General features: G+C 66.3%; 22 protein-coding genes. 13 read left to right on the forward strand and 9 right to left on the reverse strand.

The features are described from left to right. Positions 1-8: 8 nt before the first annotated feature. Together CTR55_RS21510 and CTR55_RS21515 are read left to right on the forward strand one after the other, a co-directional pair. On the forward strand, positions 9-1,142 hold the full coding sequence (locus tag CTR55_RS21510; protein ID WP_296289172.1) for an ABC transporter permease: 1,134 nt from the start codon (positions 9-11) through the stop codon (positions 1,140-1,142). Positions 1,143-1,169: 27 nt separating this feature from the next. Next, positions 1,170-1,538 carry a YceK/YidQ family lipoprotein gene (locus CTR55_RS21515; RefSeq protein ID WP_296289174.1) on the forward strand — a complete coding sequence of 123 codons (369 nt, stop codon included), beginning with the start codon at positions 1,170-1,172 and terminating at the stop codon, positions 1,536-1,538. 439 nt (positions 1,539-1,977) lie between these two features. On the opposite strand, the gene CTR55_RS21520 is transcribed toward CTR55_RS21515, so the two are convergent. Together CTR55_RS21520 and CTR55_RS21525 are read right to left on the reverse strand one after the other, a co-directional pair. Further along, on the reverse strand, positions 1,978-4,008 hold the full coding sequence (locus CTR55_RS21520) for a DEAD/DEAH box helicase (protein ID WP_296289377.1): 2,031 nt from the start codon (positions 4,006-4,008) through the stop codon (positions 1,978-1,980). A gap of 441 nt (positions 4,009-4,449) precedes the next feature. Further along, positions 4,450-5,337 carry a DMT family transporter gene (locus CTR55_RS21525; RefSeq protein WP_296289176.1) on the reverse strand — a complete coding sequence of 296 codons (888 nt, stop codon included), beginning with the start codon at positions 5,335-5,337 and terminating at the stop codon, positions 4,450-4,452. Positions 5,338-5,475: 138 nt separating this feature from the next. Between CTR55_RS21525 and CTR55_RS21530 the strand changes: the two genes are divergently transcribed. The 5 genes from CTR55_RS21530 to CTR55_RS21550 all read left to right on the forward strand — a co-directional run bounded on the left by CTR55_RS21530 (position 5,476) and on the right by CTR55_RS21550 (position 10,019). Next, complete coding sequence (locus CTR55_RS21530) at positions 5,476-6,873, forward strand: PLP-dependent aminotransferase family protein (RefSeq protein WP_296289178.1); 1,398 nt, start codon at positions 5,476-5,478, stop codon at positions 6,871-6,873. 296 nt (positions 6,874-7,169) lie between these two features. After that, positions 7,170-7,757 (forward strand): hypothetical protein, encoded by a 588-nt coding sequence (locus tag CTR55_RS21535; protein WP_296289180.1) that lies wholly within the window; start codon positions 7,170-7,172, stop codon positions 7,755-7,757. Positions 7,758-7,888: 131 nt separating this feature from the next. Beyond that, positions 7,889-8,176, forward strand: coding sequence for a DUF3649 domain-containing protein (locus CTR55_RS21540; protein WP_296289182.1), 288 nt, complete (start codon positions 7,889-7,891; stop codon positions 8,174-8,176). Next, the gene (locus CTR55_RS21545; RefSeq protein ID WP_296289184.1) at positions 8,173-9,696 is read left to right on the forward strand and encodes a PepSY-associated TM helix domain-containing protein; all 1,524 of its coding nucleotides are present in this window, start codon (positions 8,173-8,175) and stop codon (positions 9,694-9,696) included. The genes CTR55_RS21540 and CTR55_RS21545 overlap by 4 nt, the downstream gene beginning before the upstream one ends. After that, complete coding sequence (locus tag CTR55_RS21550) at positions 9,696-10,019, forward strand: DUF3325 domain-containing protein (RefSeq protein ID WP_296289186.1); 324 nt, start codon at positions 9,696-9,698, stop codon at positions 10,017-10,019. The genes CTR55_RS21545 and CTR55_RS21550 overlap by 1 nt, the downstream gene beginning before the upstream one ends. A gap of 290 nt (positions 10,020-10,309) precedes the next feature. On the opposite strand, the gene CTR55_RS21555 is transcribed toward CTR55_RS21550, so the two are convergent. Continuing rightward, positions 10,310-11,185, reverse strand: coding sequence for an AraC family transcriptional regulator (locus CTR55_RS21555; protein ID WP_296289187.1), 876 nt, complete (start codon positions 11,183-11,185; stop codon positions 10,310-10,312). A 136-nt stretch (positions 11,186-11,321) separates the two neighbouring features. On the opposite strand from CTR55_RS21555, the gene CTR55_RS21560 reads away from it, so the two are divergent. Further along, entirely contained in the window at positions 11,322-12,221 is a 900-nt protein-coding gene (locus CTR55_RS21560; RefSeq protein WP_296289189.1) for a DMT family transporter, read from the forward strand. 49 nt (positions 12,222-12,270) lie between these two features. On the opposite strand, the gene CTR55_RS21565 is transcribed toward CTR55_RS21560, so the two are convergent. From CTR55_RS21565 to CTR55_RS21575, 3 genes are all read right to left on the reverse strand, one after another. Next, positions 12,271-12,960, reverse strand: coding sequence for an alpha/beta hydrolase (locus CTR55_RS21565; protein WP_296289191.1), 690 nt, complete (start codon positions 12,958-12,960; stop codon positions 12,271-12,273). A 96-nt stretch (positions 12,961-13,056) separates the two neighbouring features. Further along, positions 13,057-14,031: a D-glycerate dehydrogenase gene (locus CTR55_RS21570; protein WP_296289192.1), complete on the reverse strand. Its 975-nt coding sequence runs from the start codon at positions 14,029-14,031 to the stop codon at positions 13,057-13,059. Positions 14,032-14,327: 296 nt separating this feature from the next. Then, positions 14,328-15,263 (reverse strand): LysR family transcriptional regulator, encoded by a 936-nt coding sequence (locus CTR55_RS21575; RefSeq protein WP_296289194.1) that lies wholly within the window; start codon positions 15,261-15,263, stop codon positions 14,328-14,330. A 310-nt stretch (positions 15,264-15,573) separates the two neighbouring features. Here CTR55_RS21575 and CTR55_RS21580 point away from each other — a divergent pair, with 310 nt between their 5' ends. Genes CTR55_RS21580 through CTR55_RS21595 form a run of 4 tightly spaced genes read left to right on the forward strand, consistent with a single transcriptional unit; the run spans position 15,574 to position 20,391 of the window. Continuing rightward, positions 15,574-17,067, forward strand: a complete 1,494-nt coding sequence (locus CTR55_RS21580) for an efflux transporter outer membrane subunit (protein WP_296289379.1) — start codon at positions 15,574-15,576, stop codon at positions 17,065-17,067. Between the two features lies 1 nt (position 17,068). After that, positions 17,069-19,270, forward strand: a complete 2,202-nt coding sequence (locus CTR55_RS21585; protein ID WP_296289196.1) for an FUSC family protein — start codon at positions 17,069-17,071, stop codon at positions 19,268-19,270. A gap of 1 nt (position 19,271) precedes the next feature. Further along, a complete protein-coding gene (locus CTR55_RS21590; protein WP_296289380.1) occupies positions 19,272-19,472 on the forward strand; it encodes a DUF1656 domain-containing protein in 201 nt (66 codons plus the stop codon). 13 nt (positions 19,473-19,485) lie between these two features. Beyond that, positions 19,486-20,391: an HlyD family secretion protein gene (locus CTR55_RS21595; RefSeq protein WP_296289198.1), complete on the forward strand. Its 906-nt coding sequence runs from the start codon at positions 19,486-19,488 to the stop codon at positions 20,389-20,391. Between the two features lie 116 nt (positions 20,392-20,507). On the opposite strand, the gene CTR55_RS21600 is transcribed toward CTR55_RS21595, so the two are convergent. Both CTR55_RS21600 and CTR55_RS21605 read right to left on the reverse strand, forming a co-directional pair. Next, on the reverse strand, positions 20,508-22,199 hold the full coding sequence (locus CTR55_RS21600) for a SulP family inorganic anion transporter (RefSeq protein ID WP_296289200.1): 1,692 nt from the start codon (positions 22,197-22,199) through the stop codon (positions 20,508-20,510). A 102-nt stretch (positions 22,200-22,301) separates the two neighbouring features. Beyond that, positions 22,302-22,544: a hypothetical protein gene (locus CTR55_RS21605; protein ID WP_296289202.1), complete on the reverse strand. Its 243-nt coding sequence runs from the start codon at positions 22,542-22,544 to the stop codon at positions 22,302-22,304. A gap of 233 nt (positions 22,545-22,777) precedes the next feature. On the opposite strand from CTR55_RS21605, the gene CTR55_RS21610 reads away from it, so the two are divergent. Continuing rightward, positions 22,778-23,311, forward strand: coding sequence for a hypothetical protein (locus CTR55_RS21610; protein WP_296289205.1), 534 nt, complete (start codon positions 22,778-22,780; stop codon positions 23,309-23,311). A gap of 25 nt (positions 23,312-23,336) precedes the next feature. Here the strand turns inward: CTR55_RS21610 and CTR55_RS21615 are convergent, their stop codons facing one another. Continuing rightward, positions 23,337-24,224, reverse strand: coding sequence for a TIGR01459 family HAD-type hydrolase (locus tag CTR55_RS21615; protein WP_296289206.1), 888 nt, complete (start codon positions 24,222-24,224; stop codon positions 23,337-23,339). Positions 24,225-24,274: the final 50 nt, after the last annotated feature.

Here is a 24,274-nt window from a genome sequence, read left to right on the forward strand (position 1 = left end):
GAGCTGCCGTGGAGAATTTCTGGACGGTCTTCCGTGAATCCCTGGGCAACATGCTCGGCAAGCCGCTGTGGCTGCTGATGGTGCTGTCCGTGGCGCTCACCACCTTGCCCTACGCCCACCGCACCATGGACGACCTGCCGGTGGCCGTGATCGACATGGACCACAGTTCGGTATCCCGCGAGCTGATACGCCAACTGGATGCGACGCCGAAGATCGCCACACTCGGCTACGACCAGTTGCCCGAGGCGCAGCATGACCTGGCCTGGCGCAAGCTGTTCGCCATCGTGGTGATCCCGCTGGACTTCGAGAAGCGCGTGCTGCGTGGCGAGCCGGTGACCGTGCCGATCTTCGGCGACGCCACCAACCGCATGGCCAACGGGCAGATCCAGCAGGACATCGGTGCCACCTACAGCGAGCTGTCTCTGCGCTACAACCGCGAGCGACTGATGCGCGGCGGCTTCTCCGAGGTGCAGGCGAACGTGCTGCTGCAACCGGCCGTGGGGCAGCTCACCGACCTGTTCAACCCCGGCACCAGCTTCGCCGCCATCGTCCTGCCGGGGCTGGTGACACTGATCCTGCAGCACAGTCTTTTGCTGTCCTGCACACGGGTGAACCTCAACCTGCGTGGCGGCACCCCGCGCTCTCTGCGCCAGCCAACCTCCACGCGCTTCGGCCGTTACGCCGCGCAACTGCTGATCTGGACGGTGCTGGCGATGCTGTTCTACGTGATCTGGCCGTGGATCATGGGCTACCGGCAGACGGCCTCGTTCTTCATGCTGATGGGGCTGGTGCTGCCCTTCCTGCTGGCGGTGATCGCCATGAGCGAATTCATCGCCGAGCTGCTACCGTCGGAGGAAGCGGTCTACCTGACCATGACCTTCATCACCCTGCCGCTGTTCTACATGGCCGGTTTCACCTGGCCACCCCAGGCCATGCCGCAGTGGGTGCAACTGCTGGCCGACGCGATACCGTCCACCTGGGCGATCCGCGCGGTGGTGGAGATGAACCAGATGAACCTGCCACTTTCCGCCGTGGCTGACCGGATTCTTATCCTTTTCGCCATGGCGGCGGCCTATGGATTGCTGGGTACACTGATCTACCAGTACCGCAACTGGCGCTGGGATCAGCTCAAGGGCTGGTAAACAGGATGGTTGAGAGGGAATTTCGACATGAAGATTCACAAGGTCTGGCCGCTGCTTTTGGCGGGCCTGCTCAGTGGTTGCGGCACCTACCACACCTTGCGTAGTGGCAACGTCGCAGATGCCAGCGACTTGAGGCTGAAAGGGACTTATTGCCAGGCCATTCCTCGTGTCTATGGCGGCGTGGTCTGGGACATCTGTCAATTCTACGGAGAGCCTCCCGCAAGCTCCGATGAAGCCGGCTACAAGCCACCGCCCACGCCATCCAACAATAAATTCGGGATGCCGATTCTGGCTGTACTGGACATGGCACTTTCCGGCGTCACCGATACGCTAGCGCTGCCTTATACGATCTATCGGCAGCAACGCGACGGCAGTATCGAGTTGACCCACGATTGAGCCGGCCAACGTGAGAGCTGCAACTTCTCCGGGAGCTCCTGATGAATGCAGTGCAAGGCAAGGTCGCGCTGGTCACCGCTGCGGTCAGCGGCATTGGCAGGCAGACCCGGCGCGCTCACCTCTCACCACCCGTTCCGCGCTGCGCCATGGCTGGGGAATGCGCTGAGGCATCGACGCAAAGACAATGACCCCGACTCGTAAGGGGACGAGCGGGGTCATTGGGTCGACTTGCATACGCCGGCAAGAGCTCTGGTTCACCCGGGGCGTCTGCCTCTGCCGGGGCCGGGCTCGTTGCGGCGGCGTGGGAGTAGATTCCTATAGATCGGGGAACAGTGATGTAGTGGACTTCCCCTTCGTGCTGTCAGGAGATTCTTCACTGTAGGAGCGCGCCATACGGGCGATCGCGAGCAGGCTTGCTCCTACAGGGGAACGCGGAGGTTCAGACCGCCTTGGGCAACGGCGCGAACAGCGCATCGATATCCGCGTCGTCCAACTGCCAGTCGGTGGCGGAGCCTTCGAGGATGCCGGCGGCCAGGGCGGCCTTGTCTCGCTGCAGCAGCTGGATCTTTTCCTCCACCGTGCCACGGGCGATCAGCTTGTAGACGAACACCGGCTTGTCCTGGCCGATGCGGTAGGCGCGGTCGCTGGCCTGGTTCTCGGCGGCCGGGTTCCACCAGGGGTCGTAATGGATCACGGTGTCGGCGGCGGTCAGGTTGAGCCCTACACCGCCGGCCTTCAGGCTGATCAGGAACAGCGGCACGCGGCCTTCCTGGAAATCCTTCACCGGCGCGCGGCGGTCGCGAGTGTCGCCGGTCAGCAGGGCATACTCCAGGTTGCGCTCGGCCAGGGCCTCGCCGATCAGCGCGAGCATCGAGGTGAACTGCGAGAACACCAGCACGCGACGACCTTCGGCGAGCAGTTCTTCGAGCATGTCCAGCAGATAGACCAGCTTGCCCGAGGTGACCGCGCGCGCCGATTTGCCGGTGGGCGGCGGCGCTTCCTTGTTCACCAGGCGGATGTCGCAGCAGACCTGGCGCAGCTTGAGCAGCGCCTCGAGGATGATGATGCGGCTACGGGCCAGGCCACGACGGGCGATCTCGTCGCGCACCTTGCGGTCCAGCGCCAGGCGCACGGTTTCGTAGAGGTCGCGCTGCGCTTCGCTGAGTTCGATGTGCTGGATGAACTCGCTCTTGGGCGGCAACTCCGAGGCCACCTGCTCCTTGGTGCGACGTAGCAGAAACGGGCGGATGCGCGCGGCCAGGTGCGCCAGCCGGCCCTGGTCGCCGTGGCGTTCGATGGGCGTGCGGTAATCCACGGCAAACTGCCGTGCATCGCCCAGCCAACCCGGCAGCAGGAAGTGGAACAGCGACCACAGCTCACCCAGGTGATTCTCCAGTGGCGTGCCGGTCAGGCACAGCCGATGGCGCGCGCGCAGATGCCGCGCGGCCTGGGCCGCCTTGGTGGTGGCGTTCTTGATGTTCTGCGCCTCGTCGAGGATCAGCAGGTGATACTCGTGCTGGCCGAGCTTCTCGGCATCGCGCGGCAGCAGGGCGTAGGTGGTGAGGATCAGGTCGTGCTCGGTGATCTTCGCGAACGCCTTGCGCCGGCCCGTGCCATGGAGTGCGAGCACGCGCAGCTCGGGGGTGAAGCGTTCGGCTTCGTCCAGCCAGTTGGGGATCAGGCTGGTGGGCATGATCACCAGCGCCGGACTGGTCAGGCGACCGGCCTGTTTTTCCAGCAGCACATGGGCAAGGGATTGCAGCGTCTTGCCCAGGCCCATGTCGTCGGCGAGGATGCCGCTGGCACCGACTTCGCGCAGGGTCTGCATCCAGCTCAGGCCTTCATGCTGATAGGCGCGCAGCTCGGCGTTGAGCCCAGTGGGAATCTGCGCCGGCTGGGCGCGGTAGTCGCGCAGGCGGTGGGCGATCTCGCGCAACTGTTCGCCGCCCTGCCAGGTCAGCGGCAGCTCTTCCAGCTCAGTCAGGCGCGCGGCGTCCGGCGCGCCCATGCGCAAGCGGCGCACCGGCAACTGCTCGCCGATGTAGAACTCGGAGAGCGTGCCCAGCAGCGGCTTGAGCTTGCCGAATGGCAGCGACACGCGCAGCGGTCGGTCCGAGGCGGTCTGCCAGGTGTGGATCGGGTTGCGCCCGGCATCCAGGCGCAGCACCAGTTGTTCGTCGTCGGGGTGGCGGGCGAGGGCGACCGGGTCGAGCAGCGCCGGCATGCGCCGGATCAGCTCGATCAGCGCCGGCAGCAGGCTGATGCGCCGGCCTTCCACCTCGATGCCCAGCTCCAGGTCGAACCACTGGCGGTCGTCGGTTTCCTCGATCTCGGCGTACCAGTTTTCCACCGGCGTGAGGTCGAAGACGAATTCGGGGCGGATGTCGATTTCCCAGCCTTGCTCGCGCAGCCGGGGCAGGCCCTCGCGCATGAAGTCCTGCCAGGCGCTGTCGTCGGGTAGCTCGAACATTTCCCCGGCGCTGTCCTCCAGCGCATCGCTGCGCCGCATTGCCGGCTTGAAGCCGAGCTCGCGCAGATCCAGGCGCCAGCCGTGCTCCTGTTCCAGTTCGCGGCTGACACGGACGATCTGGTCATCGCGGAACACCCGGATCTCGCGGCCCGCGCGCGGGGTGACGCTGCCCGAGACCGGCATCTCGCCATACAGGAACGCCAGGGCGGCGCGGTGCCGGGAAATGTTCTGCATGCGCCCGCTGCGCAGGTCGAAGCCGCTGTGCACATGGCTGCCCAGGGTCAGCCGTGGCCGTGGCGCGAGTTCGTCGCGCTCCACGGCAGGCAGTGGAGATTCGGTGGGTGGCTTCATCCGAGTGTCCTTCCGGCAGTCCAGCCGAGTACGCAAACGCCCGATGATACCGCGATTCTTTTCGGGCGGGACGCGGAAGGAAGCCGGCGGTCAGCGGGCGAAGCGTTTTGCCCCGGCGACGCACAAAACCACAGCGACGGTGGCGCCGGCCATCAACGGGCTGATCTGCTCGTGCAGCAGCAGGCCGGCCAGCGCCAGGCCGAAGAACGGCTGCAGCAGTTGCAACTGGCCGACCGCGGCGATGCCGCCGGTGGCCAGGCCGTGGTACCAGAAGAAGAAGCCGATCAGCATGCTGAACAGCGACACGTAGCCCAGGCTCAGCCAGGCCGGCCAACTGGCGCCACTGAAGGTCTCCGGCTGGGTATACCAGGCCAGCGGCAGCATCAGCGGCAGGGACAGCACCAGCACCCAGCAGATCACCTGCCAACTGCCCAGGTGGCGTGCGATGCGGCCGCCCTCGGCGTAGCCCAGGCCGCAGACGGTGACGGCCGCGAGCATCAGCAGGTCGCCGGTGAAATTGCCTGCGCCGCTTTGCGACAGGGCGAAGCCGGCCACCACGGCGCTGCCCAGGCCTGAACAGATCCAGAATGCCGGGCGCGGCTGTTCGCCGGCACGGACCACGCCGAACAGCGCAGTGGCCAGTGGCAGCAGGCCGACGAAAACGATGGCGTGGGCGGAGTTGACGTGCTGGAGCGCCAGCGCGGTGAGCAGCGGGAAGCCCACCACCACACCGCCGGCGACCACCAGCAGCGGGATCAGGTCCTGGCGCGCCGGCAGCTTCTGCCGCAGCAGCAGGAGGATCGCCGCTGCCAGCAGGCCGGCGATGCTGGCGCGGGCGAGGGTGAGGAACGTCGGGTCGAAGTCGGCCACCGCCACCCGTGTCGCTGGCAGTGAACCGCTGAAGATGACGACGCCGAGGAAGCCGCTGAGCCAGCCGCCGACGTTGCTGTTCGTGGCGAGAGTGTGGGTGTTGTTCATGGTGGGGCATCCAGCAGGGGAGCGAGCTTCGAGGATGCGCGCGGAGCTGCCGGGCGGCCAGTGACAGAAAGGTACAATTTGCACAAACTGTCCGTAAATTATCCCGGTACAAATTATCCCGGAGCAGTCGAGGGCAATATGGGCAGGCCAAAGAGCACGCGGGTCGATTCGGTCATGCACCACGTACGCGAGCGCCTGGCCGCGCGGGCGCTGGTGCCGGGTGAACGGCTGCCATCGATTCGCCAGTTGGCCGAACAGCTGGAGGTGTCCAAGACCACTGTCGTGGAAGCCTATGACCGGCTGGCTGCCGATGGCGTGATCGCCGCCCGCCGGGGCTCCGGTTTCTACGTCGCCGGCCATGCGCCGCCGCTGTCGCTGGCGGACGTCGGCCCAGCGCTGGACCGCAGCATCGATCCGCTGTGGATATCCCGGCAGTCGCTGGAAGCCGCGGACACTTCGCTCAAGCCGGGCTGCGGCTGGCTACCGCCGTCCTGGCTGCCAGAGGATGAACTGCGCCGTGCCTTGCGGCAGATCGCCCGCGAACCGCAGTCGGGGCTGCTGGAGTATGGCCGCCCGTACGGTCATTCCGGGTTGCGTGAACAGCTGGCGCGGCGGCTGGCGGACTACGGCGTGCCAGTCGGCCCGCAGCAGGTGGTGCTCACCGACAATGGCACCCAGGCCATCGACCTGGTCTGCCGCTTCCTGCTGGAACCGGGCGACTGCGTGCTGGTGGACGACCCCGGTTACTTCAACTTCCAGGCGCTGCTGCGTGCGCACCGCGTGCAGGTCGTCGGCGTGCCCTACACGCCTACCGGGCCGGACATCGTGGCCATGGCGAGTCTGCTGGAGCAGCACCGACCGCGCCTGTACATCACCAACTCGGCCTTCCATAACCCCACCGGCGCGGTGCTCTCGCCGCTGGTTGCCCACCGCCTGTTGAAGCTGGCCGAGGCCCATGACCTGCTGATCGTCGAAGACGACATTTTTGGCGACTTCGAGCACGAGAGCGCACCGCGACTGTCGGCCTTCGACGGGCTGGAGCGGGTGATCCAGGTCGGCAGCTTCTCCAAGACTCTGTCGGCCTCGGTGCGCTGCGGCTACATCGCCACCCAGCCGCAATGGTGCGAACGGTTGGTGGACCTGAAGCTGGCCACCAGTTTCGGCAACAGCCCGTTCAGCGCCGAGATGCTCTACGAACTGCTGCGCAAGGGCAGCTACCGTCGTCACCTGGACAGCCTGCGCGGGCGACTCGCCGACGCCATGGGCGAGACGCTGCTGCGCCTGCGTGCGCTGGATATCCAGCCCTGGCTGGAGCCGCGTGGCGGCCTCTTCGTCTGGGCCAAGCTGCCGGGCGGGCTGGACGCCGCCGAGGTGTCCCGCGCGGCGTTGGCGGACAACCTGGTGCTGGCGCCGGGCAACGTGTTCAGCTTGAGCCAGAGCGCCACCGGCTACCTGCGCTTCAACGTCGCCCAGTGCCTGTCGCCGCGCGTGTTCCAAGGGCTGGAGCGGGCCATGGGGCAAGCACGCGGGCGCTGACAGAAATAGCGCTCAGAGCCGGTCGAGCGTTCTTTTTCTTCACGCGAATTCTGTGTACTTCCCTCTCCTGGCACTGGCAGAAGGTGAGGGCGGGGTGAGCAATAAGCCTTGAAGCGGCCGAAAAGCCTGCGGAAAGTTGAACGGTTGTACAACGCAATCCGAGAAATACCACCTCACGGTCGAAAAGGTAGGGCGAACCGCTAACAGGGCGAACCTCTAGGATTATCGATTCAGCAACTCGGGTCGCGGCGCGCGATCCGAGGTGAATCGTTGGACCAGCATAAGGGGGAAATCCTATGGCCGAGCCGTGCCAGTTGTACCTGAAGGTCACCATCAGCCGCCCGAGGCTTGAAGCGTTCCTCTATCAGGAAGCCAGTTCCGCCGCGTGTTTCGTGGATCTGGAAAAGTGGCTGGACAGTAATCCCCTGCGACGCGGTGGTCTGACGTGGAGCGAACTTTGCGAGCTGGGGCAGGGCACGACTGCGGCGGGCTGGGTAGCGGGTTGGAGCCGGCACCAGCGCTCGCCGGCCTGGAATCATTACGACGACAGCACTCAGACCTGGAGCCTGGGCGTGCTGGAGTTCACCGAAAGCCGGGACTGGATAGTCGGTGCGATCAACGTGCTGCGGCGGGTCGCGGAGCACAAGGACTTGCCGGGGACGGACTACCTGCTGATCTACGACTACCTGTTCGGCAAGGGCTCGGTGGTGGCCGCTGTCGAACTGGCCCCCGGCGCCTCTCGCATCCTCCAGGAGCAGCCGCCACCGCGTCTCACGGCCGAGGCTGACATGATGATGAACAGCCTGCTGCGTGCGATGGACGTGTCCGCGACCTATGCCGTACAGCGGATTTCCGACACAGATACTCACAAACGGCGCTGCTGAGTTCTTTTAATTGAGAACCAATATCATATAATTACGCTTTTCAATCGCGCGCCTGGGCATCGCCTGGGCCGCCTCGCAGGATTCTGTCCGATGTGCGTTTCCCCGCGACCGCTCCATCCGAGAGCCGACGCATGAGCACAGCCCAAGCCGGTGCCGTCACCGCCCGTATTCTCAGTGCTGTGGTGGGGGGCTATGCCCTGGCCTACACCGCCACCGCTTTCCTCAGCGTCTACCTGCCGATGTCGCGGCCGGACCGCGTCTCGCTGTCGAGCCTTGCCTGCTTCATCGTCTGGGTCGCGGCGATCATTTATGCCTTCGGCGCGAAGAGCCCGTGGCGCGCCGTCTGGTTGCCGGTAGCACTGAGTGTTGTGCTGGGTGTGGCGGCCTTCCTGCCGGCCACTTACGGAGTGCGCCCATGAGCCTGCGTCAATCGATGTCCGGCCTGCACACCTGGAGCGGGCTGCTGGTCAGCTGGATTCTCTTTGTCGTGCTGTTCTCCGGCACTGTTGCGGTGTTCGACAGGGAGCTCACCCGCTGGATGACTCCGCAGTTGCACAAGCTGGAGCAGGTGAACGTGAGTGCCGACCAGGTGCGCGAGCTGATCGTCGAGCGCGCGCCCAAGGCCCACGGCTACTGGATGCACCCGCCCACCGAGCGCATGCCTTACTGGACGGCGGGTTGGGAGCCGGCAGACTTCAGCGAGTTCCAGTCCTTCCTGGTGGATGCCCAGAGTGGCGAGGTGCTGCCCAGGACCGTCGGTGGCAACTTCTTCCTGGAGCTGCACTACGAACTGCACGGCGGCATGCTCGGCCTCTATGTGGTCGGTGTGGCCGGGGTGTTCATGCTGGTGGCGCTGGTCAGTGGGGTGATCGTCCATCGGCGCATCTTCAAGGACTTCTTCACCCTGCGCCCGAAGGCGGCCAAGCAACGCGCCTGGCTGGATGCACACAACGTGCTGGGTGTGCTCGGGCTGCCGTTCCACCTGCTGATGGCCTACACGGGCCTGGCGATTTTCATCACCTTCTATATGACCGCCGGCATCAAGGTCGCCTACCAGAACGACATGGAGCACTTCTTCCATGACGTGCAGGGCGCCTTCGATCGCGAGGAGCTGGGGAAGCCGGCCAAGGCGCCGAAGTCCATCGACAACATGATTCTCAAGGCCCGCGAGGCCTGGGGTGGCGAGGGCCAGGTGGGCTGGATCAACATCGAGCATCCCAACGATGCGGCGGCGATGGTGCAGGTGCGCCGGGCGGTGGACAAGAGCATGGTCAACGACCAGCGCACCGTGTCCTTCGACTCCGGCACCGGCGCGCTGCTGCATGTGCAGAAGCCCTACAAACCCGGCTACAAGACCTACGCCTGGCTGACTGGCCTGCACATGGCGCAGTTCGGCAACGACCTGCTGCGGGTGATGTATTTCGTTCTCGGCCTGGTGGGCTGCGTAATGGTGTTCGGCGGCCTGCAGGTCTGGGTCAGCAAACGTGAAGCACGCGGCCATCGTGGTGTGGCGCTGGTGCGCACACTCAATGGCGCGGTCTGTGGCGGTTTGCCGATTGCCTCGCTCGGCCTGCTGGCGGCTTCGCGCCTGCTGCCCGCCGAGTTGCTCCAACGAACCCGTTGGGAAGCCACCGCCTTCGTGGTGATCTGGTTGCTGGCTCTGGCTCACGCCTTGTGGCGTCGCGGCAGCCGCGCCATGGCCCGCGAGCAGTTCGCCGCTCTGGCGGCGCTGGCGTTGCTGCTGCCGGTGCTGAGCCTGTTCGGCCCCGAGCCGGGCCGCGTGACGACTCACCTCGCCAATGGCGACTGGCTGATGGTCGGCATCGACCTGGGCCTGCTGCTGATCGGCGGGCTCTGCGCCTTCCTCGGCTGGCGTCTGGGGCAGAAACGTGCCGAGCCCGCTCGCGCACGTCGGGTCCGTAACGAGGAGTACGCCTGATGCTGCTGGTATTCGGCCTCAACCTGCTGGCGCTGGCGGCGGTCTGCCTGTCGCTTTCGCGTCATCACCGCGACCTGTTCGGCAACGCGCCGTCCGAGTCCCGTGTGCGACTGTTGCGGCTCGTGGCGCTGGTCGATGGTGCGCTGGCGCTGGCCTATTCGATCCACCGCGTGGGCATCGAACTGGGCATCGTCTATTGGGCGTGCCTGCTGATGATCGGCGGTGCCGTGCTGGTCCTGCTGCTGGCCTGGCGGCCGCGCTGGGCGTTGCCGACGGCGGCGGCGATGCCGGTGATCGGCGGCGTGCTCGCCGTACTCGGCTGACACCCTTGTAGGAGCGAACCGCAGTCTGCTGCGGCTAAAGGAAAACTGCTTTGTAGGATGGGTGGAGTTTGCGATACCCATGCTGTGTGTGCGCTGGAATCGATGGGTATCGCTGCGCTCCACGCCATCCTACGTTCGTGCTTCGTCGTTGTTTTGGTGCGGGGCTTGCCATCGATGTAGCTGGCCTGGGTGTTTCTGAGTTGCTTCTGCGTGCGCGGAATTTCCGCGGGAAAACTTCAGGAGTGGGCCATGCTCGCGAACCGTGTACCGGCAGGTACGCGGTTCAATCCCTATTCCTCGAACGCCTGCCGATATTCCCCCGGCGTGCCGCCGACCACCGAACGGAAACGGTTGGCGAAGTGGCTGGCGCTGGAGAAGCCGCAGGCCAGCGCAACCTGACTGAGCGGCTGGCGGGTGTCACGCAATAGGCGTTGCGCCAGGGCCACGCGGCGGGCCAGTACGTACTGGTGCGGCGGCATGCCGAAGCTTTCGCGGAACATCCGCGCGAAGTGGTATTCCGACAGCGCCGTCTGCATCGCCAACTCGCCCAGTGATAGGGGCTGGTCCAGGCGCTGCTCGATGTAGTCGGCCACTCGTCGACGCATTGCCGGAGCCAAACCACCTTTCAGGCGGAGCCCTTCGCGCAGGCCCACCTGGTTCAGCAGCAGATGATCGATCAGGTCATGGGCCAGCGTGCTGGTGCGGATGCGCTCGCCCGGCTCGTGCCAGTCCAGCTTCACCAGCTGGCGGAAGCGTGCGGCCTGTTGCGGGTCGTCGAGGAAGGTCCGTTCGTGCAGCTGCAATTCCCGTGGCTCGCGGTCCAGCAGGCGGATGCAGCCCAGGGCGAACTGTTCCTGGTCGATGTAGAGGTGCGCCAGGCGGATGTCGCCGTTGACGATCCAGGCCGATTCGGAGCCTGCCGGCATCACGCAGAGCTTGTCCGGCGCGCCGGTGGTGCCGGGCGCGCCACGGCGGAAGGTGCCGGTGCCATCGTTCAGGTAGCAGGACAGCGTGTGGTGGCTGGGGGCGTGGTAGTCGCGGGCGTCGTGGCTGTTGCGCCAGATCGCCGCGGACAGCCCGTCGCCCAGCTCCGCGCAACGCTCCAGGCGGGCATTGGGCGAGGCATTCATCGACTGGAAGACTTCGAGCTGCGAAATGGCTGACATGGGTGTTCCTCAATTGCCTCCACTCTACCCGCGCGGGCGCGCCTTGCCAGCCCGGTTGTCGCAATAAGCGCAAGAATCTGCAAGCCGCCGGCGGGGCAGGGCAGGAGACTGATTGGCGTGTAATCCGGAGATCGCCATGAACCTCTCGCTCTACCTGCTCACTGTGCTCATCTGGGGCACCACCTGGATCGCCATCAAGCTGCAGGTCGGCGTGGTCGCCATTCCGCTGTCCATCGCCTACCGCTTCAGCCTGGCGGCGCTGGTGCTGTTCGCATTGCTGCTGGTTTCGCGGCGTTTGCAGCCGCTGGGCCGGCGCGGCCAGGCGATCTGCTTTGCCCAGGGTTTGTGCCTGTTCTGCGTGAACTTCCTGTGCTTCTACACCGCCAGCCAATGGATCCCCAGCGGACTGGTCGCCGTGGTGTTCTCCACCGCGACGCTGTGGAACGCGCTGAACTCGCGAGTTTTCTTCGGCCAGCGCATCGCTCCCAATGTGCTGGGCGGCGGGGCGTTCGGTCTGGCGGGGCTGGCTTTGCTGTTCTGGCCGGAGCTGTCCGGGCACCAGGCGACGCCGGAAACCTTCTACGGGCTGGGATTGGCGCTGCTGGGCACGCTGTGTTTCTCGGCGGGCAACCTGCTCTCCAGCCTGCAACAGAAAGCTGGGCTGCGGCCGCTGTCGACCAACGCCTGGGGCATGCTTTACGGATCGCTGATCCTGCTGGTGATCTGCCTGGTGCGGGGCGTGCCGCTGACCTTCGACAGCAGTGCGCAGTACGTCTGGTCGCTGCTGTACCTGGCGATTCCCGGCTCGGTGATCGGTTTCACCGCCTACCTGACGCTGGTCGGGCGCATGGGGCCGGAGCGCGCGGCCTACTGCACCGTGCTGTTCCCGGTGGTGGCGCTTAACGTCTCGGCCTATGCCGAGGGCTATCAATGGACGCTGCCGGCGCTGGCCGGCCTGGCGCTGGTGATGGCGGGCAACGTACTGGTGTTCCGCAAGCCGAAGTCGAAGATGACGCCGCAACCGGCACGGGCGTGAGCAGCGCGAACGGCTGGAGAGTCTCCAGCCTTTTGCGTTTGAGGCCCGATCAGAGCGATCGGGCGGCCTCGTCGATCAGTGCAGACACTTCACCGGCCCGCGATGCCAGCGAGGCATGGCTGCAATCCAGCGTCACCACCTTCCGCGGGTTCATCCGCGCGGCCATGCGCTGCTGGTTGGCGGGCGCGATCATCCGGTCCGCGCTGGACAGTTGGTACCACGACGGTCTGTTCTTCCACGCCGGGCTGCTGACCGTGTCGCCGAAGGTGCTGGCCAGCGGCGCCTTCTGGGTCACCGTCATCACCAGTGCCTCGTCGGCGCTCAGGTCCTGGCAGAAGCTTTCGTGGAACTTGTCGGCCTTTATCCACAGGTAACCGTCGCTGTCGGGTTCCAGATTGGGCGCGGCTTCGGGCAGGTGCTCCTGAGTGATGTCGCCGGGGCTTTCCCCGGCATCCGGGGCGAAGGCCGCGATATAGACCAGCCCGGCGACCTGTGGATGGCTGCCGGCCTGGCTGATCACCGCGCCGCCGTAGGAATGGCCGACCAGCAGGACGGGGCCCTTCTGCTGCGCGATCATTTTCGTCGTGCGTTCGACGTCGTTGGCCAGCGAGGTCAGTGGCAGCTCCACTGCGTGCAGGCCGGTGTGGCCCAGCCGCGTCAGCTCGACGATGACCTTGCTCCAGTGCGCGGCGCCACCCCAGAAGCCGTGGACCAGGACGATGGTGGGCAATTCGCTCATAGGCTGCTCCTCAAGGGACGCCTGCCCGGCCGGGCAGGCGTAATAAGGATAGGTGCGCTGTGCGGCGCGACGCGGCAGCCGGATGAGTGGTGGGGATCAGCCCTTCCACACCGGCGGATTGACCAGGTTCTTCGGCCGCTCGCCACGCAGGGCGGCTTCGAAGTTGTCCAGCGCGCACTCGGCCATGGCCTGGCGGGTTTCATGGGTGGCCGAGCCGATGTGCGGCAGGGTCACGGCGTTGGGCAGGGCGAACAGCGGCGATTCGGCCAGCGGTTCCTTCTCGTAGACGTCCAGGCCGGCAGCGAGAATGCGTTTCTCCTGCAGTGCTTCTACCAGTGCGGCCTCATCGATCACCTGACCACGGGCGATGTTGACCAGAATGCCGGTGGGTTTCATCAGCTCCAGCTCGCGCTTGCCGATCAGCTTTCGGGTCTTCTCCGCCAGCGGCACCACCACGCAGACGAAATCCGCCTCGCCGAGCAACTCCTCGAAGCCGCAGAAGCGCGCGCCGAGTTCCTGCTCCAGCTCGGGCTTGCGGCTGTTGCCGTGGTAGAGGATGTCCATGTTGAAGCCGAAACGACCTCGGCGGGCGATGGCCGCGCCGATGCGGCCGAGGCCGAGGATGCCGAGCTTCTTGCCATGCACGTCGACGCCGAAGTGCTGGGCATCCACGGTGCGCTTCCATTGCCCGGCCTTGGTCCAGGCGTCCAGCTCGGCGGTGCGCCGGGCGGCGGCCATGATCAGGGCGAAGCCGAGGTCGGCGGTGGTCTCGGTGAGCACGTCGGGGGTGTTGGTCAGCGGGATGCCGCGCTGGTTCAGGTAGTTCAGGTCGTAGTTGTCGTAGCCCACCGAGACGCTGGAAATGACCTCCAGTTGTGCGGCCTGGGCCAGTTGCTTCTCGCCCAGCGGGCGGCCGACGCCGATCATGCCGTGGGTGGTCGGCAGAGCGGCGGCCAATTGCGCGTCGACATCGCCCAGCTTGGGGTCGAGCACGGTGACGTTGAACTGGCTGCGCAGGCGGTCGAGGTGTTCCGGGGCAAGGCGGCTGAAGACGAAGACGTTCTTTTTCATGGCTCTCGGACGGCAGGGAGGCGGAGGGGGCTTAACCCTATCACTGCCGAGCTAGAGCGGCGCAAGGCTGGCGTGCGCGCCGGGCGATTATCGACCGCTGTGGTGCTTGTAGGAGCGAGCTTGCTCGCGAACCGCTTGGCGCCGAAGTCGCCGGGGAGCCTGTTCGCGAGCAAGCTCGCTCCTACAGGTTCGGGGGATTTCGGGGGGAGGAGGGTGGGTTCACGGGCAAGCTCACTGAACACCGGGGTAGGGAGTTACACAGTGAGCTTGCCCGCGAAACACGGCGAAAAGGTCCGTCAGGGTCCCACATCGGCGAGGCCGGCGCCATCGGCCTGGAGCACGCCGGGGAGGTTTTCGCGCAGGTACGCGACCCAGGTCTTGATCTTCGCATCCAGGTACTGGCGCGAAGGGTACAGCGCGTAGACGTTGAGGATCTGCAACTTGTAGTGCGGCAGCACGCGGACCAGCGAACCATCGCGCAGGCCGTCGATGGCCGAATACACGGGCAGGGCGCTGATGCCCATGCCCGAACCGATGGCTTCGGTCATGGCGTCGCCGACGTTCACCTGGAAGGGCGAAGGCCCGAGGGTGATCATTTCCTGGCCGTTGGGGCCGTCGAACAGCCACTTGTCCAGTGGCAACACTGGGCTGATCAGGCGCAGGCAGTCGTGCTCCAGCAGCTCCGTCGGCGTTTTCGGCGTGCCGCGCCGGGCCAGGTAGTCGGGCGAGGCGCAAAGGATGCTGTAGGTCTCGCCGATGCGCTGGGACACCAGGCCCGAGTCGGGTAGTTCCGAGGCGACCACGATGGCCACGTCGAAACCTTCGTCGAGCAGGTCCGGCACGCGGTTGGCCATGGTCAGCTCGAAAGTGACCTCCGGGTGCAGTTGGCGGTAGTTGGCGATGGCGCGGATCACGTAGTGCTGGCCGATGCCGGTCATCGAGTGCACGCGCAGGCGGCCGGCGGGGCGGGCGTGGGCGTCGCTGGCCTCGGCTTCGGCTTCCTCGACGTAGGCGAGGATCTGTTCGCAGCGCAGCAGGTAGCGCTGACCGGCCTCGGTGAGGGCGATGCGCCGGGTGGTGCGGTTGAGCAGGCGGGTGCGCAGGTGCGATTCGAGATTGGCGACCGCGCGGGATACGTAGGCGGTGGTGGTGTTCAACTGTTGCGCGGCGGCGGTGAAACTGCCGGTTTCCGCGACACAGGCGAACGCACGCATGGTCTGCAGTGTGTCCATTGAGGCCTCGTCAGTGGGGCGTCTGTCCCGGGTGGCGACGCCAATGAAGCGATAAGTCGTCGCCGGCGGCATGTCCTTGATGGGGGGCAATGCGCGGAGCAGAGCGGGGGCGGCCTATTGTCACATGGATGAAGACACACATTGTTTCATTATCGGTAATAAACAATCACAAATCAGCCGGCTTATCCGTTCCCTTCCCCATCCCTAGAATTCAATCGCCGCCAGTGGCTTTGCCGGCACCTCCACGCTTAAAAGCCCCACGCTGAAAAGCTAGACCACTTCCAGGACCTCCACCGTGTCGCGTCACCTCGTGAAAGGACTGACGTTCGTCGGCTCCTTTGTCATTTTTTCAACAATCGCCGGATGTATCAGCACCCATGGCATCGCCCCGCAGGAACAGCGGGTGGGCGACACCGAGCTGGCCACCGACGCCGCCATCGCGCACGCCAACCAGGAAGCGGGCTGGCCGGCCGAGCAGTGGTGGCGCGCCTATGGTGATCCGCAGTTGAATGCCTGGGTGCAGACCGCGCTGGAGGGCAGCCCGACCCTGGCCCAGGCCGAGGCGCGAGTGCGCATGGCCATGGCCATGGCCGGCATTGCCGAGTCCGCCGAGTCGCCGCAGATCGGCGTGGACGCCTCGCTGACCCGCCACCGCTGGCCGACCGACTACTTCTATGGGCCGGGCGACCTGGCCGACAGCACCACCTTCAACAACAACGCCGCGCTGGGGTTCAGCTACTCGCTGGACCTCTGGGGCCGCGAGCGCAGCAACACCGAGCGCTACGTCAACATCGCCAAGATGACCGCCGCCGAGGCGCGCATGGCCCAGCTGGAGCTGGAGAGCAACATCGTCCGTGCCTACATCCAGCTGTCGCTGCAGTACGCCAAGCTGGACATCGGCAAGGCCATGCTGGCGCAGCAGCAGGGCATCCTGGCCCTGGCCCAGCGTCGCCTCGACGGCGGCATCGGCACGCATTTCGAAGTCAGCCAGGCGGAGGTCCCGCTGCCGGAAACCGAACGCAAGATCGAAGCGGTGGACGAGGAAATCCAGCTCACCCGCAACCAGATCGCCGCCCTGGCCGGTAAAGGCCCCGGCGCCGGCACCTCGATCCAGCGCCCGAGCCTGAAGCTTGCCGCAGGCCCGGGCCTGCCGAGCAAACTGCCGATGGAACTGCTCGGCCACCGCCCGGACGTCGTCGCCAGCCGCTGGAAGGTCGCCGCCCAGGCCAAGGGCGTGGACGTCGCCCGCGCCGAGTTCTACCCCAACGTCGACCTGGTCGCGAGCATCGGCTACAGCGCCGTTGGTGGCGGCGTGCTGGAATTCCTCAACGCGGAGAAATTCACCTACGGCGTCGGCCCGGCCATCTCCCTGCCGATCTTCGACGGCGGTCGCCGCCGCTCGCAGCTGAGCCAGGAGTCCGCCGGCTACGACGCCGCCGTGGCGCAGTACAACCAGACGCTGATCAACGCCCTCAAAGGCATCTCCGACCAGTTGATCCGCATGCATTCCATGCAGTTGCAGGAAGGCTTCGCCGCCAAGTCCGTGGCCTCGGCCCAGCGCACCTACGACATCGCCGCCAAGGCTTACCGTGGCGGCCTGACCGACTACCTCAACGTGCTCAACGCGCAGACCCGCCTGTTCCAGCAGCAGCTGGTGGAGCAGCAGGTTCGCGCCGCACGCCTGGCCACCCATGCCGGCCTCGTCGTCGCCCTGGGCGGCGGGCTGATGGACAAGCAGGAAGGCCCGAAAGAGGCGAAGATGGTCCCCGAGACCGTCGACGTCCGCGCGGCCAGCGGGCGCTGAGATGGCGGGCGATTCCTTCAACGGCAGCACCGCCACCCGCCAGCTGGCGCCGCTGGACGCCCTGCGTCGCGCGCTGCTGGAATGGGGTCGCAGTGACGGCGTCACCTGGATCTATATCGCCAAGGTGCTGCTCGCCGCGCTGCTGACCCTGTGGCTGGCGATGCGCCTGGAACTGCCGCAGCCGAGCACGGCGACCATCACCGTGTTCATCGTCATGCAGCCGCAGAGCGGCCAGGTGTTCGCCAAGAGCTTCTACCGGATTCTCGGCAGCGTGGTCGGGCTGACCGTGATGGTCGCGCTGATCGCCATTTTCGCCCAGCAGCGCGAGCTGTTCCTGCTGGTCTCGGCACTGTGGATCGGCCTGTGCACCGTGGGTGCCGCGCGCTACCGCGACTTCCGTTCGTATGCCTGCGTGCTCGCCGGCTACACCGCCACGCTGATCGGCCTGCCCGCCACCCTGCACCCGGAAGCCGCGTTCATGTCGGCCATCTGGCGCGTGCTGGAGATCAGCCTCGGCATCCTCTGCTCCATGGTGGTCAGCGCCACGCTGTTCCCGCAGACCTCCAGTACCGCCATGCGTAGCGCGCTGTACCAGCGTTTCGGCGCCTTTGCCGGCTTTGTCCTGGACAACCTCGGCGGCGGCGAACGGCCCAAATTCGAGGCGGCCAACGTGGCTTTCGCCTCCCAGGCCGTGGGCCTGGAAGCGCTGCGCAGCGTTACCCGCTTCGAAGACCCGCACATGCGCCTGCGCTCCGGCCGCCTGTCGCGCCTGAACAACGAGTTCATGGTCCTCACCACTCGTTACCATGCGCTCTATCAGTTGCTCTCGCGGCTGCGCGCGCAGGAGGCCGAGGCCGTGCTGCGCGCACTGCAACCGTGCCTGGACGAGCTGGCCCAGGTGCTCGGCCCATGGCGCGGCCAGTCGGTCACCGACCGCGACGCCGAACACCTCGCCACGCAGCTGGAAAGCCACCGCTCGCGGATGATGCAACGCATCCGTTCCGGCCGTGCACAACTGCTCGCCGAGCAGGACGAGTCGCCCGCACTGCTGGATTACAACACCGCCGGCGAACTGCTCTACCGCCTGGCCGATGACCTCTACAACTACGCCCTGACCCACGCCTCCCTGGCCGCGCACAAGCACGAGCGGGAGAACTGGAAGCACGGCTTCTCGCCCAAGGCCAACCTGGTCGCCTCGCTGGTGGCCGGCGGGCGCACCGCGTTGATGGTGCTGGTGTTCGGCCTCTTCTGGATCGAGACCGCCTGGCCCAGCGGCAGCACCTTCGTACTCAACGCCGCTGCCGTCGCTGCGCTGGTGTCGGCCGCTCCCGACCCGGCGAAGATGGCCATGCAGATGGCCGTGGGCACCTTCTGCGCGGCCATTCTCGGTTTCTCCGAAACCTTCTTCGTGTTCCCGCACCTGGACGGCTTCGCCCTGCTGGCCTTCGCCCTGGCGCCGGTGTTCGCGCTCGGTGCGTTCTTCTCGATCAAGCCCAGGTACGCCGGCTACGGCCTGGGCCTGCTGGTGTTCTTCAGCTTCGGCGCAATCCCGGCGAACCTCACCGTCTACGATCCGGGCCGCATGCTCAACGAATACATCGCCCTGGTGCTGTCGCAGAGCCTGGCCGCCGTGGTCGCCGCGGTGATCATGCCGCCGACCAGCGCCTGGCTTTGGCGCCGCCTGGAGAAGGATTTGCGCCTGCGCGTGGTGGAAGCCATCAGCGGCAAGCTCGACGGCCTCGTCTCGTCCTTCGAGAGCGGCACCCGCGACCTGCTCAATCAGGCCTACGGCGTGGCCGCGCGCAGCCCGCAGATGCAGCGCCGGCTGCTGCGCTGGACCTTCGTGGTGCTGGAGATCGGCCATTCGATCATCGAACTGCGAGTCGAGCAGGAGAACTTGCCGAACGAGCCCTGCTACGCGCAGACGTCGCCCTGGCGGCAGTCGATCCGCGCCATGGGCCGCGCGCTGATACGCCTGTTCGTCAAACCGGGGCAGGCCAACCGCGAGCGCGCCCTGGCCGCCGTGGAGCAGGCCATCGACTGCGTGAAAAGCACCGACGAACCGCGCGCCCCGGACTTCGAAAGCTCGCCGCTGCGCCGCGTGCTCAGCTACCTGCACTTCATCCGCAGCAGCCTGCTCGACCCGCAGTCGCCGCTGCGCGATGGCGAAACCCCTTCTGGAAGATCGACCCATGTTGCCTGACCTGCCCCGCGAGATCGCGTTCCACGGGGTCTACATGCCGACCCTGACCCTGATGTTCCTGGTCGCCGCCGTGCTCTGCTGGGGGCTGGACCGCATCTTCGCGTCCATCGGCCTGTACCGCTTCACCTGGCACCCGGCGCTGTTCCGCGTGTGCCTGTTTGCCTGCCTGTTCGGCGGCCTGTCTCTCACTATCTATAAGTAACGAGCGTGCACCCATGACTCTCAAATCCATCATCAGCCTGCTGGCGACCCTGATCATCCTGGCGGTCGCCGCGTTGATCGGCCGCGCCCTCTGGGTGAACTACATGGATACGCCCTGGACCCGCGACGGCCGGGTGCGCGCCGACATCATCAATGTCGCCGCCGACGTCTCCGGCGTGGTGGTCGACGTGCCGGTGCGCGACAACCAGCAGGTGAAGAAGGGCGACCTGCTGATGCAGATCGACCCGGACCACTACCAGATTGCCGTGAAGCAGGCCGAAGCCCTGGTCGCCTCGCGCAAGGCCACCCTGCAGATGCGCCAGCTCAACGCCAAGCGTCGCCGGGCGATGGACGAGGAAGTCGTCTCGCGCGAGAGCCTGGACGATGCCAGCAACACCGCCGCCGCCTCCGAGGCCGATTACCAGCAGGCCCTGGCCGCGCTGGACGCCGCCAAGCTGAACCTGGAGCGCACCCAGGTGCGCGCCTCGGTGGACGGCTACGTGACCAACCTCAACGTGCACCGTGGCGACTACGCCCGCGTCGGCGAGGCGAAGATGGCCGTGGTCGACGAGAACTCCTACTGGGTCTACGGCTACTTCGAAGAGACCAAGCTGCCGCACATCCGCGTCGGCGACCCGGCCGAGCTGCAACTGATGAGCGGCGAGCGCCTGAAGGGCCACGTCGAGAGCATCGCCCGCGCCATCTACGACCGCGACAACCCGGAAAGTCGCGAGCTGGTGGCCGACGTCAACCCGACCTTCAACTGGGTGCGCCTGGCCCAGCGCGTGCCGGTGCGCATCCACATCGACGAAGTGCCGGACGGCGTGCTGCTGGCAGCGGGCATCACCGCCACCGTAATCGTCAACCCGCAGAGCCGCAACGCGGAGCGCTCCGACGGCGCGGCTGCGGCGGCGCAGTGATCTGATCGGGTGAATGACAACGGGAGCTTCGGCTCCCGTTTTCTTCCTGGGGCATCGACGTTGCTTCAGCCTGTGTAGGGCGCATAACGCCTATGGCGTTATGCGCCCTACATGCTTCATTCCGGAGCGGCGGTCGTTAGACGGTGAGGCTCCACCCCCGCCACCGCCAACGCCTCATGCAGCGTCGGCAGCAGATAGCGCGCCTCGACGACCTTGTCGATGCCATGCCGCGCCATGTCCGCGCGCAGGTAGCTGTTGACCCGCCCGAACACCAGTTGCACGCCCTGTTGCGAGAGGTTGCGGTACAGGTCCAGCAGGGTGCGCGCCGCCGAGTAATCCAGGCTGGTGATGGCGCCGGCATCGACGATGAACCAGCGCAACCCTTCAGGGGCCTGAGCGACCAGTTGCGCGACCTGGCTGGCGAAGAAGGTGTCGTTGGCATAGAAAAGGTCGGCGCCGAAGCGGTAGACGATCAGCCCTGGCGCGGTCTCCCGGCCCGGCTGCACGTCCACCGGTAGCCAACGGCCGTTGGCGGCTGGCTCCAGCATCAGCGAGTGCGGGCGGTAGCTGTGGCGTACGTGGTGCAGCATCGACAGCGCGATGGCCAGCAGGATGCCCTGCTCCACGCCCACCAGCAGCACGGTGGCAGCGGTGGCCAGCGCCATGCGGAATTCCACCGGGCTTTCCAGGCGCATGGCGCGCAGGGTCTTCACGTCCACCAGCCCGACGGCGATGGCGAACACCACGGCGGCCAGCACGCAGTGCGGCAGGTACTGCAACCACTGGCAGAGGAACAGCAGCACCAGCGCCACCACCACGGCAAAGCTCAACTGGGCGACCTGGCTGCGCGAGCCGGCTTGCTCGGCCATGGCTGTCTGGGTCGGGCTGCCGTTGACCACGAAGGCGCCGCTGAAGGCCGCCGCCGCGTTGGCCGCGGACAGCCCGAGGATGTTGGCGTTCTGGTCGTCATGTTCGTGGTGGCGGTCGGCGTAGACCCGGCTGGCCGCCGAGCTCTGGGCGATGATCATGACGAAGCAGGCGCCGGCGATCGGCAGCAGCTCGAGGATGTCCTTCCAGCCGAGCCGGGGCAGCGTCAGCGAGGGCAAGCCGCCGGCCACCGGGCCGAGTACCTGGATGCCCCGGCCGGCGAAGTCGAACAGCGCACTGGCGGCAATGCAGCCGACCAGCACCAGCAGCGGGATCGGCAGCCGCGGCGCCCAGCGCTTGGCGGCGAACAGCACCAGCAGCAGCGACAGCGCCAGGGCGGCGGTCGGTGCGTGGACCTGCGGCAGGTGGCCGAGTACGAACAGCAGCTTGCCCATCGAGGTCGAGGCGTCGACGGTCAGGCCGAGCAGGTCGCCGCTCATGGCCAGCGCCACCTGCACGCCGACGCCAGCGAGGAAGCCGGTCAGCGCTGTGCGCGACAGAAAGTCGGCGAGAAAGCCCAGCCGCAACAGGCGCGCGACCAGCAGCAGCGCGGCCGTCAGCAGCGCCACGGTTCCGGCGAGGGCGATGTACTCCGGGCTGCCAAGGCTCGCCATGCCGGACAGGCGGCTGGAGAAGATGGTCGCAGTAGCCGAGTCTGCGGCGACCACCAGATGCCGCGAGGCACCGAAGAAGGCGAACGCAATCAGTGGCAGCAGCGCGGTGTACAGCCCGGTAACCGCCGGCATTCCGGCGATGCGTGCGTAGCCGAGCAACTGGGGAATATCCATCGCCGCCAGCGAGACGCCAGCCAGCGCGTCGCGCAACGCCCCTTTGCGGCTGAGTGGAAGGAGGCCTTGCAGAAGTTTCAGTGGGGATGCCATCGGTGCCATGCCTGAAGTGCGGTTCGGCATTCGAGCAATCGTGCCGGCCGGCGAATAGCGGACGATTTCCCAAGGCCTTATCGGAGACTTCGCGGCAACTCGTCAGCCGTCACTGGGTGGGCGGTTCTTGTAGCTGCCGCGAATGTTCATCGCCGCCAGGCAGACCTGCAGCAGCACCAGTGCGTAGGCTTTGGCCGGCAGGCCCCAGGCAATCCATAGCGCATTGCTGGCGAGAAACATCCAGAAACCTATCTCGCGGCGTTTGCGGTTTCGCGAGCCGACCAGCCAGGCGGCGAGGACGGTGACCAGCATCGCTGGCCATTGCAGCAGGTCTAGCAGTTGCATGCGAGCGCTTCCGAGGGCTGTGCTGCTTCAGACCGGTGGGGTCGGGCAAAGGTGCGAAGAACCTGCCCGGTGTCGTCGATGGCCTATCGGGATGTCCAAACGGTGACCGAGTAGTTCGTTCGAGCGATTGCCGGCTCAGCCCGGGTCACTAGGCTGGACCGGGCTGCCACGCTGTGCAGCTCGTTACCGCTGTTGAACATCACACAATAACAACGCAAAAGAGGGATAGCGCCATGAGTCAGCAAACGCCACAAGTCCGTCCCAGGGTATTCTTCGATGCCGGGGTACTGGTGACCTGGGTGGTCGGTGTCGCGATCGTCGGGGTGATGCTCGGCTTCAAGGCCATCTGGGCGCCATTCTTCTGCGCCATCCTGTTCAGCGTCTTCAACAAGGACGTCAAGCGCATACCCGGCATTCTCTGCGGGGCGGTGACCGGCGTCTGGCTGGCCTGGGGCATCGTCGTCGCCATCGGCCTGCTCAAGCCGCTGATGGACCCGATCCTGGCGACCGCCATCGTCCTGTTCGTCGGTGTCTACATCATTTTCTGCGGTGGTCTGTTCGCGCCGCTGTTCATCAACCACAGCGCCTTCGTCTTCCTCACCGTCGCCCTGGCGACCCATCTGGCCGAGCCACCGCTGGAAATCAGCGGGCTGATCCTGGTCGGTGGCGGCATCCTGCTGGCGGGTGAGGTGGTGCTGCTCAATGGGCTCGCGCGCCTTGGTGCCAAGCCCAAGGACGCCGCACTGCCCCATTCGGCAATCGAATGACTTCCCGCTGCGCCGGGGCAGGCCGTCAGACCAGCCCCGGCGCGGCAAAGTGCGGGCGAACCGGATAGCCGTCGAGCAGCGCGTTGGTCTTCTCTGCGTCCAGCTCACCGTTGAACGGCACGCCCAGCGCTTGGCGGTGGATGCCGGTGGCGGCCAGCCACAGCGTGTCGATGCGCGCGGCCAGCGCGCCGGGGACGTCGGTCACCAGTGAGTCGCCGACGAACAGGATGTGCTTGGCGCCGCGCGCCTCCAACTGCCGCTGGGCGATGCGGAAGGCCGACGGGTCGGGCTTGCCGTACCAGTGCACGCGGCCGCCTTCCTCGGCGAAGGCTTCGGCCAGGCGGCCTGCACCGAACACCGTCTTGCCGCCGGAGACCACCACGCGGTCCGGGTTGGCGCACAGAAAGGGTTTGTCGGTGGCACCGCGTAGCGGGGCGAAGCGCTCTTCCAGTTCATCCTGCGGGAAGCTGCCGACGCCGAGGATCATCGATGCGGCGTGGATGTCGTCGCAGAAGCGCTCGCGAATCTCCGCCGGCCAGGTGGTCAGTGCATCGCCGACACCGACGGTGTAGATACCGCCGCGCTGGAACTCGCGCTCATGGGTGAAGGCATCGATGGCCAACTGGCCGGAGGTGGTGATGCCGGCGAACAGCTCGCGGGCGACGCCCAGGCGCACCAGGGTGTCGGCCATCTCCGGGACGCTGCGCGAGGCGTTGCTCAGGAACCACACCGGCTTGCCTTCGGCGGCGCGGCGGGCAAGCCAGTCGAGGGCGCCGGGGAACACCTCGACGCCGTCGATCAGCACGCCCCAGAGGTCGAGCAGGAAGCCGTCGTAGTCGGTGCAGAAGGCATCCAGGCCGGCGTGGTCGATGTAGCGGGTATGGGTGACGGCGCTGAAGCGGGAGGTGGTCATGGCGTGCCTGTGAAACGCTGGGAGTGCGCCCACGTTAGCGCACTCTCGGC

This window comes from Pseudomonas sp., assembly GCF_002796985.1.
In the GTDB taxonomy this organism is placed as follows: Bacteria; Pseudomonadota; Gammaproteobacteria; order Pseudomonadales; family Pseudomonadaceae; genus Pseudomonas.

Excerpts from the sequence above, each read along its gene's own strand:
- CTR55_RS21560 (WP_296289189.1), top strand. The coding sequence starts at position 11,322 with ATGAACCTCTCGCTCTACCTGCTCACTGTGCTCATCTGGGGCACCACC.
- CTR55_RS21520 (WP_296289377.1), bottom strand. The coding sequence starts at position 4,008 with ATGTTCGAGCTACCCGACGACAGCGCCTGGCAGGACTTCATGCGCGAG.
- CTR55_RS21535 (WP_296289180.1), top strand. The coding sequence starts at position 7,170 with ATGGCCGAGCCGTGCCAGTTGTACCTGAAGGTCACCATCAGCCGCCCG.
- CTR55_RS21595 (WP_296289198.1), top strand. The coding sequence starts at position 19,486 with ATGACTCTCAAATCCATCATCAGCCTGCTGGCGACCCTGATCATCCTG.
- CTR55_RS21525 (WP_296289176.1), bottom strand. The coding sequence starts at position 5,337 with ATGAACAACACCCACACTCTCGCCACGAACAGCAACGTCGGCGGCTGG.
- CTR55_RS21570 (WP_296289192.1), bottom strand. The coding sequence starts at position 14,031 with ATGAAAAAGAACGTCTTCGTCTTCAGCCGCCTTGCCCCGGAACACCTC.
- CTR55_RS21540 (WP_296289182.1), top strand. The coding sequence starts at position 7,889 with ATGAGCACAGCCCAAGCCGGTGCCGTCACCGCCCGTATTCTCAGTGCT.
- CTR55_RS21615 (WP_296289206.1), bottom strand. The coding sequence starts at position 24,224 with ATGACCACCTCCCGCTTCAGCGCCGTCACCCATACCCGCTACATCGAC.
- CTR55_RS21575 (WP_296289194.1), bottom strand. The coding sequence starts at position 15,263 with ATGGACACACTGCAGACCATGCGTGCGTTCGCCTGTGTCGCGGAAACC.
- CTR55_RS21530 (WP_296289178.1), top strand. The coding sequence starts at position 5,476 with ATGGGCAGGCCAAAGAGCACGCGGGTCGATTCGGTCATGCACCACGTA.
- CTR55_RS21550 (WP_296289186.1), top strand. The coding sequence starts at position 9,696 with ATGCTGCTGGTATTCGGCCTCAACCTGCTGGCGCTGGCGGCGGTCTGC.
- CTR55_RS21565 (WP_296289191.1), bottom strand. The coding sequence starts at position 12,960 with ATGAGCGAATTGCCCACCATCGTCCTGGTCCACGGCTTCTGGGGTGGC.
- CTR55_RS21515 (WP_296289174.1), top strand. The coding sequence starts at position 1,170 with ATGAAGATTCACAAGGTCTGGCCGCTGCTTTTGGCGGGCCTGCTCAGT.
- CTR55_RS21600 (WP_296289200.1), bottom strand. The coding sequence starts at position 22,199 with ATGGCATCCCCACTGAAACTTCTGCAAGGCCTCCTTCCACTCAGCCGC.
- CTR55_RS21585 (WP_296289196.1), top strand. The coding sequence starts at position 17,069 with ATGGCGGGCGATTCCTTCAACGGCAGCACCGCCACCCGCCAGCTGGCG.
- CTR55_RS21555 (WP_296289187.1), bottom strand. The coding sequence starts at position 11,185 with ATGTCAGCCATTTCGCAGCTCGAAGTCTTCCAGTCGATGAATGCCTCG.
- CTR55_RS21605 (WP_296289202.1), bottom strand. The coding sequence starts at position 22,544 with ATGCAACTGCTAGACCTGCTGCAATGGCCAGCGATGCTGGTCACCGTC.
- CTR55_RS21610 (WP_296289205.1), top strand. The coding sequence starts at position 22,778 with ATGAGTCAGCAAACGCCACAAGTCCGTCCCAGGGTATTCTTCGATGCC.
- CTR55_RS21545 (WP_296289184.1), top strand. The coding sequence starts at position 8,173 with ATGAGCCTGCGTCAATCGATGTCCGGCCTGCACACCTGGAGCGGGCTG.